The following is a 15,771-nucleotide window of genomic DNA, read 5'->3' on the forward strand; positions in this document are numbered from 1 at the left end:
TATGTGGAAAACAATAATTCGTCGCATATTGATGATGATTCCACAATTACTAGCGTTAAGTCTATTAATCTTCGTGATGGCGAAATTTATGCCTGGAGATCCTTTTACAGGAATGGTAACTCCTGATACGGATCCTTCACGTATAGAAGAATTGCGCGAACAAGCAGGTTTCTATGACCCTTGGTATCAACAATATGCCACATGGATGATGAATGCTGTTCAAGGTGATTTTGGTAAAAGTTATACGTATAAAGTTGCAGTTGCTGACCTAATTGGAGATCGAGCTCTTAATACATTGTGGTTATCATTAGTGAGTGTTCTTTTACTGTATTTAATTGCGATTCCATTAGGCGTACTTGCAGGGCGCTACCAGAATACATTTTTAGATAAAACGGTTGTTCTATATAGTTTCATTAGTTATGCCATTCCAGTATTCGTTTTATCCCTTATTTTCTTGTACCTTTTCGGATACAAGCTGCAATGGTTCCCAACAGGTGGAACGGTTGATATTAAATATGAAAATGGTTCCTTAGGTTATATTTGGAGTAAATTTTATCATCTTCTATTACCAGCCATTACGTATGCCATTCTTGGAACGACCGGTGTCATTCAATATTTACGTACAGAAGTAATAGATGCAAAGTCCCAAGATTATGTTCGTACTGCACGTAGTAAAGGGATTCCCTTAAATAAAGTGTATTCACGACATATTTTCCGGAATTCTTTATTGCCAATCGCTGCATTCCTAGGGTTTACTATCACTGGTTTGCTTGGCGGATCCATCTTTATTGAAACCATTTTCGGCTATCCTGGAATGGGACAATTATTCATTCAATCCATTTCTGGACGTGATTATAGTGTAATTACTGCTTTGGTTATGCTGTACGGATTCTTAACATTATTAGGCAGTCTATTATCCGACATTATTATGAGCATTGTAGATCCACGAATTAGGATAGATTGACGAAAATAATGGTTAAGGAGAGTGTACTCACATGAAAGAGCAGACAGATAATGTAGTGATTCAATCTGAACATCCAGAAAGCTCTCCGCCTACTGGATTTCAAGTGATCATGCGTGAATTTAAAAAAGATAAACTTGCGATGTTTTCCCTTATCGCATTAGTAGTTGTGATTGTCGGGATTTTCTTTTGGTCCCTGTTTATAGATCAACAAGAAATGATGCGCGTTAGTTTACGCGATAAATTTGCAGAACCTGGAGACAAGTTCTTGTTAGGTGCTGACCAAGGTGGTCGAGATATTTTAGGCCAACTGATAATCGGAGCACGTAATTCAATTGCGATTGCCATGGCGGTTACTTTGCTATCAGGCATCATTGGTATCATGATTGGTTTGACTACAGGTTATTTTGGTGGCTGGATAGATAACATTTTTATGCGAATCATCGATTTCTTCATTACGATTCCAGCTTTAATGATTATTATCGTCTTTGTAACCATCGTACCAAAATATAATATTCCTATTTTCATTTTGATTGTCACTGTATTCGCATGGCCAGGTACAGCGCGTTTGATTCGAAGCAAAGCACTCTCTGAAAGTCGGAGGGACTATATTAACTCTTCGAAAACAATGGGTACGAGTGATGGAAACATCATTTTTGCAAAAATGATGCCAAATCTAAGCTCCATCTTAATTGTGGAACTAACGTTAAATTTTGCGGGAAATGTTGGAATTGAAACGGGTCTGTCGTTCTTAGGATTCGGATTACCTCCATCTACACCAAGTTTAGGGACACTCGTAAGTTATGCAAATAATCCACTTGTGTTATCTGATAAATGGTGGATTTGGTTACCAGCCTCGCTGCTAATTCTTTTCTTAATGTTAGGAATAAACTATGTGGGTCAAGCTATTCGTCGATCTGCTGATGCGAAGCAACGCTTAGGGTAACACCTAATTAATAGTGGTATTAAACGTTTTACGTTTGATATATAGAACAAGAGATAAAAAAAGGAGGAAAAGGAATGAACAAAAAGCTTTGGACATTATTAGCATTACTTTTAGCTTTCGTACTTGTACTTGGTGCATGTAACGGTGAAGGCGACTCGACAGATGGAAAAGATTCACCAGCAAAAGATAAAGAAGAAGAAAAAAATGAAGAAGTAGTAGATACTGGAAGCTTCCCTTTAAATGTTGAAAATGAGGGAGAAGTAATTGAAGGAGGTACTTTAAAAGTAGCTCTAGTAAATGACTCACCTTTCCAAGGGATTTTCTCAACAGTTCTATATGAAGATGCATATGATGCAGATATTATGGACTTTGCTAGTAATACAATTTTTGAAACAGATGGTGACTTCTTATTAACTAACGATGGAATCGCTGGTATGGAAGTTGATCAAGATAATAATAAAGTAACAATTACTATCAAAGACGGCGTTAAATGGTCTGATGGTGAACCGCTTAAAATTGAAGACTTAGTACAACCTTACTTAATTATCGGTCATAAAGACTACACAGGAGTACGTTATGATGCTGATTTCCAAAACATCATAGGTGCTGTTGAATACCATGATGGAAAAGCTGATACAATCTCAGGTTTAAAGAAAGTGGATGAAAAGACTTTAGAAATTTCATTTACTAAATTATCTCCAGCTATTTTCAGTGGTGGTGATGGAATCTGGACTTCTGCTGAACCGAGCCATATTTTAAAAGATCTTCCAGTTGCAGATTTACTTGAGTCAGATGCAGTACGTAAAAACATCGTGACTTTAGGTGCATTCAAATTTGAAAAAATCGTACCAGGTGAATCAGTACAATTCGTGAAAAACGAAAACTACTGGAAAGGTGCTCCAAAACTTGATGGCGTATTATTAAAAACAGTTCCTTCAACTTCAATCTCTGTTGCATTACAAACAGGGGAATATCATATGACTGCTAACACTTTTAGCACGGACAAGTATTTAGAAATTAAAGATTTTGATAACATCACAGTTCTTGGTCGTAATGAACTTTACTACCAATACCTTGGTTTTAAACTTGGGAAATATGATGTAGAAAAAGAAGAAGTTGCAATGGATCCAAATGCTAAGATGAGCGATGTAAATCTTCGTCAAGCAATGGGCTATGCAATCGACGTTGAACAAGTTTCAGAAGTATATTACAACAACTTACGTGCACGTGCTACATCACTGATTCCACCAGTATTCCAATCATTCTACGACGATTCATTAGAAGGTTACACATATGACGTAGAAAAAGCTAATTCAATTTTGGATGAAGCTGGATATGAGGACGTTGATGGTGACGGGCTTCGTGAAAACAAAGATGGTAAACCACTTGAAATTAAATTCGCTACAATGTCTGGTAGTGATACTGCTGAAGACATCGCATCATTCTACATGCAAAACTGGAAAGATGTGGGCTTAAATGTAACACTTGCAACAGGTCGTACAATTGAATTCAATAGCTTCTACGATAAAATTGAAGCTGATGATCCTGAAGTAGATATGTTTATGGCAGCATGGGGTACAGGAACTAACCCATCTCCATCAGGTCTTTACTCAAAAACTGCACAATATAACTTCAGCCGTTACACTTCTGAGAAGTTAGAAGAGCTGTTAGCTGCTATCGACTCTCCAGAAGCTTTTGATGCTGAATACCGTGCAGGTAAATTCCGTGAATGGCAAGAATATATGTCTGAAAATGCACCAATCATTCCAACACAAACTCGTTTAGAATTACGCCCGATTAATAAAAGCGTAAAAAATTACGATATCGATTACGCTGGTGACTTTAATTGGAACCAAGTTGAATTAATTTCTGAAGATCCTGCTAAATCTTCTAAATAATTCGAAATAAAATAAAAACCCGTATTTATAGGAAACTATAAATACGGGTTTTTTATGTTGACATTGGATGATTTTAAAAGAGTATTCTAGTGAAGTAATTTTCCATGAATAAAAGAAAATGGGACTAACTTGACGTACTTATAAGGCTTGCTTCATATAGTAGTGTAAAAGGGTGCTTGTATTGATAAAATGGCTACTGTTTACAATCAGTTACATATTCATTGTCATGAGTCTGTTACAAATTCTATTGTACTTAAACTATTTATCGCTTGGCTATACATGGAAAAGCGTCTGGACATTTATATTCCAGACACCCGATTTTGCCATATTTCTTAGTTCGTTTTTTGTCTTAACATTTATCGTTTTCTACCCAAGCCCATCGCGTTCTCCATTTTTTTAAGCGTTTTTGACGCTACTGCTTGTGCTTTAAGAGCACCCTCATCCAAAATGGTATCTAACTCTTCTGAAGCTAACAATGCTTCATACCGTTCTTGGATGGGCTTTAAGTGTTCGATTACTGCATGTGCAACGGATGCTTTAAAATCTCCGTAACCTACGCCTTTATACTTCGCAACTAATGCTTCAATGGACTCTCCAGTGAGTGCAGCTTCAATTGTTAGTAAATTAGAAACGCCTGGTTTATTGTCTACATCATACGCAACGATTCCATCTGAATCTGTTACTGCACTTTTTATTTTTTTCTCGATTTCTTTTGGCGTATCTAATAAAGAAATCGTGGATTTTTTATTTGGATCTGATTTACTCATTTTTTTCAGTGGATCCTGAAGAGCTTTGATGCGAGCACCGTTTTTGGGTAAGCGAATTTCAGGAATCGTCAATACATCGTTATACCGTCTATTAAAACGTTCTGCTAAGTCCCGTGTTAATTCAACATGTTGTTTTTGGTCATCCCCTACAGGTACAATATCCGTTTGGTAAAGAATGATATCCGCAGCCATAAGTGGTGGGTAAGTAAGCAGGGATGCAGAAACACCGTCCTTACCAGAAGATTTATCTTTAAATTGAGTCATGCGTTCAAGTTCCCCAATATAAGCAATACACTGCATCATCCATCCAGCCTGAGCATGCGCAGGAACTTCAGATTGGATAAACAAGGTGGCTTTCTTAGGATCTATCCCTACAGCTAAGTAAAGGGCTGCTAAAGAGCGGATATTTTTACGAAGTTCTAGTCGATCTTGTGGAATTGTAATGGCATGCTGATCAACGATACAAAAAATACAATCATATTCGTCTTGCAATGTGGTGAATTGACGGAACGCTCCAATATAATTACCTAGTGTTACGGTTCCAGTAGGCTGTACGCCTGAAAAAATTTTCTTCATTCAATTTCCTCCTTTAAAATAAAAAAACACATCACTCTCCCTAGTAAAGGGACGAATGATGTGTGAATCCGTGGTACCACCCAGATTGCCATAGTTTCATGGCCTCTTTAACTTCGTAACGTGAAGGGACGTATTAGGCTACACCTATAAAAGGTTCGCGGAATATGCTCGGAAGTCCATTCTACTCGACGGGAAGATCTGTTTTCAGCATTCACAGACTCTCTAAACTACCCGTTCAAATGTACTACTCTTCGTCTTTGCATTTAGACTGTATTTTGCTTGTCATTATAATATAGAAGAAACTCAAAAATCAAGTGTTTTTTCTATACGAAATAAATAATCAATGCGATGGTCATACAAAGTAAAATGGACCCACCTAGTTGGAAGAATGGGACATATGGGAAATCTAATAATTCCGAAGGAGCTCTCATTGATTCTGCATCGACTAGGTTTCTTCTTTTGAATGTAAAAACTTTTCTCATACTCATTGTAAAAATATCGAAAAAACCATTTGATACTACATAAATTAGTAAGCCAATAAAAACGAACAATCCTCCGACAAAAAATGACACATTAATATAAGGAGTTAAACCCAATTCTCGGTAATACAGAAACATAACTGCAACAATCACTATTTGCAAAAATAAAAATATTAGCACTTTCTTTTTCACTTGTAACACCTCAATCCTTTTCACATTGTAGAAGAAAAGACAGAAAAAATCAAAATTTCGGTAAACGAATTAAATATTCACAATTAATAGAAAAGCCTTTTACCCCAACGTTTCTGTCATATAATTGTAATGTTTCTGTTACGTAAGTGTAAAAAATATTAAAAAAAAGCCTGTACAGATTTTTTAGAATATGTATAATAAAGATTGTACCAATTTTTCAGAAAATTCAAGGGGGTCAACTTAGTGAAGAAGAACAAGTTTTTTTGGCTGTTAAGCCTAATGTTAGTACTTAGCGTATTCTTAGCTGCTTGTGGCGAAGACGAAGCAACAGAGAAAGATAGTGGCAAGACGGATGAAAAAGATCCAGTTGCAACTGAACCAGAAGAAGTAGATGAGGATCAAATTCTTAATCTAGTAATGGGTGCTGAAATTCCAACAATGGATTCTGCACTAACAACAGATTCAGTTGGTTTTGACCTTTTAAACAATGTTAACGAAGGCTTATACCGTTTGAATGATGAAAATGTAGCAATCCCTGCAATCGCTGAAGGCGAGCCTACAGTTTCTGAAGACGGTTTAGTTTATACTTTCACAATCCGTGATTCAAAATGGTCTGACGGAACACCTGTAACTGCTGGAGATTTTGAATTCGCTTGGAAACGTGCGATGAATCCTGCAACTGCATCTGAATACGGTCCATACATGATGGGTGGCGTAATCAAAAACGCAACAGCAATTTCTGAAGCAAAAGCTGAATACACTGAGTTAGGTGTTAAAGCAATTGACGAAAAAACTCTTGAAGTAACATTAGAAAAACAAGTACCTTACTTCTTGTCTCTTATGTCTTTCGGAACTTTCTTACCACAAAATGAAGCTTTCGTTACTGAAAAAGGTGCTGAATATGCTACAAACTCAGATAACCTAATTTCTAACGGACCTTTCGTTCTTAAAGCTTGGGATGGAACGGGCTTATCTTGGCAGTTAGTTAAAAATGATCAGTACTGGGATGCAGAAACTGTAAAACTTACTGAAATTAACTATGACGTAGTAAAAGAAACAGCTACTGCAGTTAACTTGTACACAACTGGAGAAAAAGATCGTACTGGTCTTCCTGGGGAATATGCAATGCAATATGCAGCTGATCCTGATTTAGTAACAGAATTAGAAACAACGTTATTCTATTTTAAATACAACCAACAACGTAACGGTAAAGCTACACCACTTGCAAACGTTAATATTCGTGAAGCAATTACAAAAGCTTTCAACAAACAAGATTTAGTAGATGTAGTTTTAGCTAATGGTTCTGTACCAGCTAACTACTTAGTACCAAAAGCATTCGCTTTCAATGAAGCTGGAGAAGACTTCCGTGAAATCAACGGCGAAATGTCTGAATTCAATGCTGAAGAAGCAAAAGCTGCATGGGAAAAAGGTTTATCTGAGCTAGGTGTTACTGAAGTAACTTTAGAAATTCTAGGTGGAGACTCTGACCTTTCTAAAAAAATGGATGAGTACTTCAAATCTCAATTAGAGGGTAACCTTGAAGGACTAACAATTACACTTAAAGAAGTACCATTTAATGTTCGTTTAGATCTTGATACTGCTGGAGACTATGATATTGAAGTTGCTGGATGGGGACCAGATTTCCAAGATCCTTACACATTCATGAACTTGTTCTTGACTGATGGTCAAAATAATCACATGGCATATTCAAATCCTAAATTTGATGAGTTAGTAAATGCATCAGCTGGCGAATTAGCTATGGATCCTGCTGCTCGTTATGACGCAATGGCACAAGCTGAAAAACTTCTTATTGCAGAAGATTTCGCTATTGGACCAATCTATCAACGTGGTACTATGTCACTTGTAAAACCATATGTTAAGGGTGTTGTTTCTCACTCATTCGGTGGAGATTACAGCTACAAATGGGCTTACATCGAAGGTAAAGACGCTAAATAATCTATTACTTTCAATGATTTAAAATCTCATAGTAAGAGAGTATATGGACTCCAAAAGGACCATATACTCTCTTTTTAAATGAGATGCAATTAACGAAAAATTCCTTCTTTTCAAACTTTGATTTTGACAAACATTAGGTTAATCTGTTTAGATATAATAGATTGATAGACGTATACATTCATTTAGGAGGTGCAATGATGGCTAAGTATATTGTAAAACGCGTATTTTATATGTTTATAACTCTTTTCCTGATCGCGACAGCAACATTTTTCTTAATGAAAACGCTACCAGGTTCCCCTATAAGCTCCGCTTCGAAACTTACCCCTAATCAACTTGCGGTAGTAGAGGCAAAGTATGGTCTAGATCAACCACTCCCAGTTCAATACGGAAAATATATGTTGAACTTAGCGCAAGGAGATTTAGGAAATTCATTCCAATTTAAAGGTGCAAGTGTAACGGATTTAATTCTTAACCGTTTAGGCCCATCCTTTATATTAGGTGCACAAGGCTTAATTCTTGGTGTATCAATTGGAATAATGCTAGGAATGATTGCAGCTTTAAGGCAAAATTCCATTTGGGATTACGGTAGTACTTTTATCGCCATTCTCGGAATTTCCATCCCATCTTTCGTTTTTGCTTCATTTTTACAATATTGGTTTGCAGTAAAATGGGGAGTTCTTCCTGTTGCTCTATGGAATGACGGATGGAAGTCTAGTATTCTACCATCACTTGCATTAGCGATGGGACCACTTGCAACTGCTTCACGTTTTATTCGTACTGAAATGATTGAAGTATTAAGTTCAGATTACATAACATTAGCCAGATCAAAAGGCGCTACTGGATTTGAAGTTGCATTTAAACATGCATTCCGTAATGCGTTAATTCCTTTGGTTACAGTTATGGGACCATTAGCAGCAGGTCTACTAACAGGTTCACTTGTAATTGAGCAGATCTTTGCAATTCCAGGCATCGGTGAGCAATTCGTTAAAGCCATCATGGTAAACGACTTCTCTATCATTATGGGTACAACATTGTTCTTCTCTGTGTTCTTGGTATTTGTAATTTTATTAGTCGATATTCTTTACGGAGTAATTGACCCACGTATCCGTTTATCAGGAGGTAATAGTTAATGACACAGAATCTTGATAAGTTACCTATTGAGTCTTTTAAAAGAGTTACTATTGATAGCAGTCAGGCAGAAAAAATTTCTAAACCTAGTATGAGCTTCTGGCAAGATGCTTGGTTACGAATTCGAAAAAATAAGGCAGCAATCGTCAGTATGGTTATTTTGGTTTTAATCATTATTATGGCATTTGTTGGGCCGTTTTTAAGTCCTCATGAAGCTGATACACAAACGATTACTCATGCAAACTTACCGCCAAAAGTACAAGGTTTTGAGAATCTAGGATTCTTAGATGGAGTAGGAACGCTTGGTGGTAAAGAAGTTAACTTATATGAAATGAAAAAAGTAGATACGTATTATTGGTTTGGTACTGACGGTTTAGGCCGCGATTTGTTCTCGCGTTTGTGGGAAGGTACACAAATCTCATTATTCATCGCTTTCGTAGCGGCAGCAATTGATATGGTTATAGGTGTCATATACGGTGGTGTTTCGGCGTATTATGGTGGTCGTGTAGATGACATTATGCAACGTATTGTCGAAATTTTGTATGGTATACCGAACTTAGTTGTCGTAATTTTAATGATATTAGTAATGGATCCAGGTATTATGGCCATAATTATTGCCATTACGTTAACCGGTTGGATCGGAATGTCTCGTATCGTGCGTGGACAAGTACTTAAGTATAAAAATCAAGAATTCGTGTTAGCAGCTCGCACATTAGGTGCAAGCAACAACCGTATTATTGGTAAACATTTACTTCCTAATATTCTGGCGATTATCATTATTAATACGATGTTTACAATTCCAGGTGCTATTTTCTTCGAGGCGTTCTTAAGCTTTATCGGTCTTGGTTTACAACCACCAGCAGCTTCACTTGGAACGTTAATTAATGATGGATACAAATTGATGCAATTCCAACCACATATCCTGTTGTTCCCATCATTAGTAATAAGCTTACTGATGATTGCATTTAACTTACTTGGTGATGGATTGCGTGATGCACTTGATCCGAAAATGAAAGATTAAGAAGGAGGAAAGCGACTATGGAAAAAATCTTAGAAGTAAAAGACCTTCAGCTTTCCTTTCATACTTTTGCAGGTGAAGTGCAAGCCATCCGTGGTGTTAACTTCGATTTGCTTAAAGGGGAAACGTTAGCGATTGTTGGTGAATCTGGTTCAGGGAAATCAGTTACAACGAAAGCAATTATGCGTCTTTTACCAGAATCTAGTGCTGAATTTAAAAGCGGAGAAATCTTATTCAACGGAAAAGATTTAACGAAGCTTTCTGATAGAGAAATGCAAAAAATTCGTGGGAAAGACATTTCTATGATTTTCCAGGATCCTATGACTTCTCTAAACCCGACTATGACAATTGGTCGTCAAATAACGGAGCCATTGTTAAAACACCAAAAAGTAGGCAGAACAGAAGCGAAAAAAATCGCTGTTGATTTACTACGTATGGTTGGGATGCCTAAACCGGAATTACGTATTAAGCAATATCCACATCAATTCTCTGGTGGTCAACGTCAGCGTATCGTTATTGCGATTGCTTTAGCTTGTAATCCACAAATTTTGATTGCAGATGAGCCAACAACTGCTCTAGATGTAACCATACAAGCTCAAATTTTAGAACTGATGAAAGACTTGCAAAAGAAAATTGATACTTCTATTATCTTTATAACGCATGACCTAGGGGTTGTTGCTAACGTGGCAGACCGTGTTGCTGTTATGTACGGTGGTCGTATTGTTGAAATGGGTACTGTAGATGAAATTTTCTACAACCCACAACATCCATATACGTGGGGACTACTTAGCTCAATGCCATCACTTGATACGGCTGAAGCTAAATTATATGCGATTCCAGGTACGCCTCCAGACTTGTTAGATCCTCCAAAAGGGGATGCATTTGCACTTCGCAGTGAATATGCACTAGCAATCGATTTAGAACAAGCACCACCTATCTTCCAAGTAAGTGATACACATTTTGCATCAACTTGGTTACTACATCCTGATGCACCAAAAGTGGAACCACCACTTTCGATTATTGAACGTATGAAAAAGTTTCCTGGAAGTCGTTACTATGAAGGAGGTACGTACTAGTGGCTGAAAAATTACTTGAAATTAAAAATTTAAAACAATATTTCAACCAAGGTAAAGCAAATGAAGTACGTGCAGTTGATGACATTAGTTTCGATATTTACAAAGGTGAAACTCTTGGTTTAGTAGGAGAGTCGGGTTGTGGTAAATCAACAACTGGTCGTTCTATTATCCGTCTTTATAATGCAACAGCCGGCGAAGTGAAATTTAATGGTGTAAATGTTCATGGTAAAAAATCAAAGTCTGATTTAAAAATATTTAACCGTAAAATGCAGATGATTTTCCAAGATCCATACGCGTCTCTTAACCCTCGTATGAAAGTAATGGATATTATTGCAGAAGGTTTAGACATTCATGGTTTAACTAAGTCAGCTAAAGAACGTAAAGACCGTGTGAATGAGCTATTAGAAACTGTTGGATTAAATAAAGAACATGCGAACCGTTACCCACATGAATTCTCAGGTGGACAACGACAACGTCTTGGTATTGCTCGTGCTCTTGCTGTAGATCCTGAGTTCATCATTGCGGATGAACCAATTTCTGCGCTTGACGTTTCAATCCAAGCGCAAGTTGTTAACTTATTAAGAGAACTACAAGAAGAAAAAGGATTGACATACTTGTTTATTGCGCATGATTTGTCGATGGTTAAATACATTTCAGACCGTATTGGAGTTATGTATTTTGGGAAACTGGTTGAACTTGCGCCAGCTGAAGAGTTGTACAACAATCCCTTACATCCATATACTCAATCATTATTATCGGCAATTCCATTGCCAGATCCAAACTATGAGCGCACGCGCGTTCGTAAGTCGTATGATCCAGTCTCTCATAACTATCAAGATGGTGAAGAAATTGCCATGCGTGAAGTTACACCTGGACATTTTGTATTCTGTTCAGAAAGAGAATTTGAGTCGTTAAAATTAACATCAGCTACTCGTATTTAAGTCACCAATGTCTAAAAATTTAATGTGAATACTAACAAAATTAGAAAAAGAGTCATTCTTATTACAAGAATGGCTCTTTTTCTTGTAATTATGCCAAATTTCGCTTTAAATGTAAGTGTTTACTTGTTAAAATGGAAGAGAATAGAAAGGATGAAAATGAAATTATGACATTTAAGAAATGGATGAGCACCAGTGCTCTAGTGGCAGCGTTAATTGTCCCTGCAACATCGGTTTTTGCAGAAGAGAAGAATTCTGATGATTTCACAGAACGTACATATGGATTTACAGCAGTTGATGAAAAATTGATAGCGGCTTCAACATTATTCCGGTTTGATTCAGGATTGACGTTTACATATCCTGATGCCATTCGAGGGGTTTACGTGACAGGTCATTCAGCAGGTGGTGCACGATTTAATGATTTGCTTAAACTCCTATCGACAACGGATTTAAACGCCATGGTCATAGACATAAAAGATGATTTTGGTGATCTTACATATATGCCAGCGGATGATTCTCCTCTGAAACCTTTAGATATCGGAAATCCTTATATGAAAAACCCGCGGGAGATGTTAGAAGTTCTAGAAAAAAATGAAATATATCCAATTGCTCGTGTGGTTGTCTTTAAGGACTCAGCACTTGCCAATGCAAAACCTGAGTTGTCATTTGTAGAGGGGTCTGAGGTATGGAAAAATGGACGTGAAGAATCCTTTGTAAATCCATTTATGAAAGAAGTTTGGGATTACAATGTTGAAGTAGCCATAGAAGCAGCTAAGATGGGCTTCCAGGAGATTCAATTTGATTATGTACGCTTTCCTGAAGGATTTGAAAATCGAGCTGATACGTTGAAATATGGTATGGGCGAATATGAGTCGTCTGGGATGGATTCTGTACAAAAACGCGTACAAGCTGTTACCGATTTTGTTGAATATGCTCGTGAAAAGTTAAAACCTTATGACGTGAAAGTCTCTGTTGATATATTTGGATATGCGGCTACATTAACAGAAGCTCCTGGTATTGGGCAAAACTTCGGAAAAATTTCAGAAAATGTTGATGTCATTTCTTCAATGATCTATCCTAGTCATTGGACATCTTATTTCGGGATTGCGAAACCCGATTTAGAGCCATATAAACTTGTTCAAGAATATGCGAAAGCTGAAAATGCGACTTTAGCAAAACTTGAAAATCCACCAATCTCAAGACCATGGTTACAAGATTTCACGGCATCTTACTTAGGAAGTGGTAACTACCAAGAATATGGGGCTGCAGAAGTGCAGGCACAAATTCTAGCTTTAAACGAAGCAGGAATAAAAGAATACTTATTATGGAATGCTGGAAATCGATATTCACCTGGTGTTGATTACACGCCATAAGAAAAAAGTTCTCTTTCTAATAGGAAGAGAACTTTTTTTATAAAAAGTGAAACCTTTTTTCAATTTTATACGTATTATTATATGTAGAGGAAGAAAAGGAGAATTAATATTGTCATTTTCATTGGCTAATTGAGAATTAGCTAAACTAGTGAAAATGTGTGTTTAAAATGTTTACTAAGCGGGTATATTTGTATGAGAACCAAATAAAGTTAATAAACATAGGTTTTATCTATATATATTGCTGAAATGTGACGGTTTTTAAAAAACTTGACTTTTTCTTCATATCTTATATTAAATTCTTGAAAATTGTTGTATAATAAAAAATATCAACCTATATAATAGTTATTATAAATAAGAAATCGTTACAATATATCTGTTTACACATTTGAAAGGAAGTGTTCCTATGATGGTAACATTGTTTACTTCTCCTAGCTGTACATCATGTAGAAAAGCGAAAGCATGGTTAGAAGAGCATGACATTCCATATACTGAGCGTAACATCTTTTCGGAACCGCTAAGTATTAGCGAAATTAAAGAAATTTTACGTATGACGGAAGATGGGACAGATGAGATTATCTCAACTCGATCAAAAATTTTCCAAAAATTAAATGTGGATGTTGAAAGTTTACCTTTACAACGTTTATATGAATTAATTCAAGAACATCCAGGACTACTACGTCGTCCTATTATCTTAGATGAGAAACGCTTACAAGTAGGATACAACGAAGATGAAATTCGTCGTTTTTTACCTCGAAAAGTTCGAGCTTATCAATTGCTTGAAGCTCAACGTATGGTTAATTAAATTCGAATTAAAAATGGCTGATTGATTCTTCTTCTTTACGTGAGAAGGATAGTCAGTCATTTTGCATTTTTAAGCTTGATAAAATTTGCGCTCTCTACTACAATTCTAATAAATTGTATTTTTTCCAGAGTAGATGCATATCCTTTTCATTTTCCTCTGGACCGTCATACAATAGAAACAGACACTGTATCGGTAAGCGGCTTGAAGTGTTGCTTGTAAAAAGGGGAATCCCTTTAAAGCGATCGAAGGGAGATGTGTAAAATGGATATCGAACGAATTAATGAAAACACAGTAAAATTCTACATTTCATACATCGACATTGAAAAAAGAGGCTTCAGCCGAGATGAAATTTGGTTTAATCGAGATAAAAGTGAAGAACTCTTTTGGGAAATGATGGATGAAATTAACGACGAATCGGACTTTGAAGTTGAAGGTCCACTATGGATTCAAGTTCATGCAATGGATAAAGGACTTGAAGTGACAGTAACTCGAGCACAAGTAAATCGTGATGGAAAGAAAGTAGACTCCCCATTTGAAGTGGACGATAAGGGTCAATACTTTTCTAATATGTCAGAAAGTTCATCAGAAGAACAACAATCGTATGATGAATATAGTGGTCTATTTACTGATGTAAATGAATCACAAAACGAATTCACGTTCTTCGTGAAAGACTTCGAAGATCTTATTCCATTAGCTAAGCGTCTTGAATTGCCTTCATATGTATCAACTTCTTTATTCGCTTATAAAGAACGTTATTACCTCTATGTCAATGTTGACGCTGAATTGATGAACGAAGAAGAAATAAAAAATATGGTCAGCATTCTTACTGAGTATGTATCTGGATCAAGCGTAACGATACACCGGATGAAAGAATACGGTAACGAAATAATGGCCGATGAAGTATTTGAGCAAGTACTTAAATACTTCAGTTAAAAATCTCCCTTAACGGGGAGGTTACTGAAAAAGTACACTTAGTTTATCAAAGCCACCCAAACTTGATTTATCGAGTTTGGGTGGCTTTTCTTTTTAATTGCCCTGTTAATAAGATTTAGTGATTTTCGTTACAGGCGGACGCTTTCCGCGGGCATGGCCACAGCCTCCTCGACGAGCAAGCTCGCCTGTGGGGTCTTCAGCTCATGCTATTCCCGCTGGAAAGATATTGGACGAATTGTCATTCGTCCAATATCTTTGCGACGAGTAACCGCAGGAGCACATGTTTTCTCGCCGCCTTTCACTACAATCACCTGATAAATTATAAAATGACTAATTTTCAGCAAATAGCTTTAATAATTTAAGTAATTAATTTAGGTAGTGTCACGATCTTTTCCAATCAAGAATTTATAAACCTTAGTCCATTTATGGCAATTTACGATATAACTTAACAAAATTTCGCAAGTTGTGTCTTCAAGACGTGAGCTTATTTGATGCTCATTCAAAAGACAGTTGAAATTGCACTGGAAAAATAACTCATCAAAAGTACGTCCATTATCGTGGACGCAACACATACAAGAGAACGTTATAACCCAAAATCATCGAAAGAGTTTTTAATGGTGAAATCGAGAAACGTTCGAAAATCGGTCTATCAAATCTATGAATTGATGAAAGAAAAATTCCCACCCAAAACAACATCTACCAATTAGTGATTTGTTACACAATCTTAT

The 15,771-nt window shown here is 36.6% G+C and carries 13 protein-coding genes, 1 pseudogene and 1 other annotated feature; of the genes and pseudogenes, 12 read left to right on the top strand and 2 right to left on the bottom strand.

The features are described 5' to 3' along the window. The first annotated feature begins 1 nt into the window (after nucleotide 1). The 3 genes from opp4B (at nucleotide 2) to ACFPYN_RS01230 (ending at nucleotide 3,805) form a co-directional block, all read left to right on the top strand. Entirely contained in the window at nucleotides 2–964 is a 963-nt protein-coding gene (opp4B, locus tag ACFPYN_RS01220; protein ID WP_377732062.1) for an oligopeptide ABC transporter permease, read from the top strand. A gap of 31 nt (nucleotides 965–995) precedes the next feature. Then, nucleotides 996–1,907, top strand: coding sequence for an ABC transporter permease (locus tag ACFPYN_RS01225; protein WP_377732063.1), 912 nt, complete (start codon nucleotides 996–998; stop codon nucleotides 1,905–1,907). A 74-nt stretch (nucleotides 1,908–1,981) separates the two neighbouring features. Further along, nucleotides 1,982–3,805 (top strand): oligopeptide ABC transporter substrate-binding protein, encoded by a 1,824-nt coding sequence (locus tag ACFPYN_RS01230; protein ID WP_377732064.1) that lies wholly within the window; start codon nucleotides 1,982–1,984, stop codon nucleotides 3,803–3,805. A gap of 356 nt (nucleotides 3,806–4,161) precedes the next feature. On the opposite strand, the gene trpS is transcribed toward ACFPYN_RS01230, so the two are convergent. Continuing rightward, nucleotides 4,162–5,148 (bottom strand): tryptophan--tRNA ligase, encoded by a 987-nt coding sequence (gene trpS / locus ACFPYN_RS01235; RefSeq protein ID WP_377732065.1) that lies wholly within the window; start codon nucleotides 5,146–5,148, stop codon nucleotides 4,162–4,164. A gap of 44 nt (nucleotides 5,149–5,192) precedes the next feature. Then, nucleotides 5,193–5,415, bottom strand: a binding site (T-box leader). 56 nt (nucleotides 5,416–5,471) lie between these two features. Next, nucleotides 5,472–5,819 carry a DUF3899 domain-containing protein gene (locus tag ACFPYN_RS01240; RefSeq protein WP_377732066.1) on the bottom strand — a complete coding sequence of 116 codons (348 nt, stop codon included), beginning with the start codon at nucleotides 5,817–5,819 and terminating at the stop codon, nucleotides 5,472–5,474. Nucleotides 5,820–6,062: 243 nt separating this feature from the next. Between ACFPYN_RS01240 and ACFPYN_RS01245 the strand changes: the two genes are divergently transcribed. The 9 genes and pseudogenes from ACFPYN_RS01245 to ACFPYN_RS01285 form a co-directional block, all read left to right on the top strand. Further along, nucleotides 6,063–7,775: a peptide ABC transporter substrate-binding protein gene (locus ACFPYN_RS01245; protein ID WP_377732067.1), complete on the top strand. Its 1,713-nt coding sequence runs from the start codon at nucleotides 6,063–6,065 to the stop codon at nucleotides 7,773–7,775. Between the two features lie 197 nt (nucleotides 7,776–7,972). Beyond that, nucleotides 7,973–8,905, top strand: coding sequence for an oligopeptide ABC transporter permease (opp3b, locus tag ACFPYN_RS01250; protein WP_377732068.1), 933 nt, complete (start codon nucleotides 7,973–7,975; stop codon nucleotides 8,903–8,905). Then, nucleotides 8,905–9,924, top strand: a complete 1,020-nt coding sequence (opp3C, locus tag ACFPYN_RS01255; protein ID WP_377732069.1) for an oligopeptide ABC transporter permease — start codon at nucleotides 8,905–8,907, stop codon at nucleotides 9,922–9,924. The genes opp3b and opp3C overlap by 1 nt, the downstream gene beginning before the upstream one ends. A 17-nt stretch (nucleotides 9,925–9,941) precedes the next feature. Beyond that, nucleotides 9,942–10,997, top strand: a complete 1,056-nt coding sequence (locus ACFPYN_RS01260; protein ID WP_377732070.1) for an ABC transporter ATP-binding protein — start codon at nucleotides 9,942–9,944, stop codon at nucleotides 10,995–10,997. After that, nucleotides 10,997–11,938: an ABC transporter ATP-binding protein gene (locus tag ACFPYN_RS01265; protein ID WP_377732071.1), complete on the top strand. Its 942-nt coding sequence runs from the start codon at nucleotides 10,997–10,999 to the stop codon at nucleotides 11,936–11,938. The genes ACFPYN_RS01260 and ACFPYN_RS01265 overlap by 1 nt, the downstream gene beginning before the upstream one ends. Before the next feature lie 164 nt (nucleotides 11,939–12,102). Further along, complete coding sequence (locus tag ACFPYN_RS01270; protein WP_377732072.1) at nucleotides 12,103–13,308, top strand: putative glycoside hydrolase; 1,206 nt, start codon at nucleotides 12,103–12,105, stop codon at nucleotides 13,306–13,308. Nucleotides 13,309–13,714: 406 nt separating this feature from the next. Next, nucleotides 13,715–14,110, top strand: a complete 396-nt coding sequence (gene spxA / locus ACFPYN_RS01275) for a transcriptional regulator SpxA (RefSeq protein ID WP_162920212.1) — start codon at nucleotides 13,715–13,717, stop codon at nucleotides 14,108–14,110. A gap of 261 nt (nucleotides 14,111–14,371) precedes the next feature. Beyond that, a complete protein-coding gene (gene mecA / locus ACFPYN_RS01280) occupies nucleotides 14,372–15,043 on the top strand; it encodes an adaptor protein MecA (RefSeq protein WP_377732073.1) in 672 nt (223 codons plus the stop codon). Between the two features lie 442 nt (nucleotides 15,044–15,485). Then, nucleotides 15,486–15,735: pseudogene (locus ACFPYN_RS01285) on the top strand (IS5/IS1182 family transposase); the annotation flags it as partial. Between the last annotated feature and the right edge of the window lie 36 nt (nucleotides 15,736–15,771).

This window comes from Paenisporosarcina macmurdoensis (genome assembly GCF_042658845.1).
Lineage (GTDB): Bacteria > Bacillota > Bacilli > Bacillales_A > Planococcaceae > Paenisporosarcina > Paenisporosarcina macmurdoensis.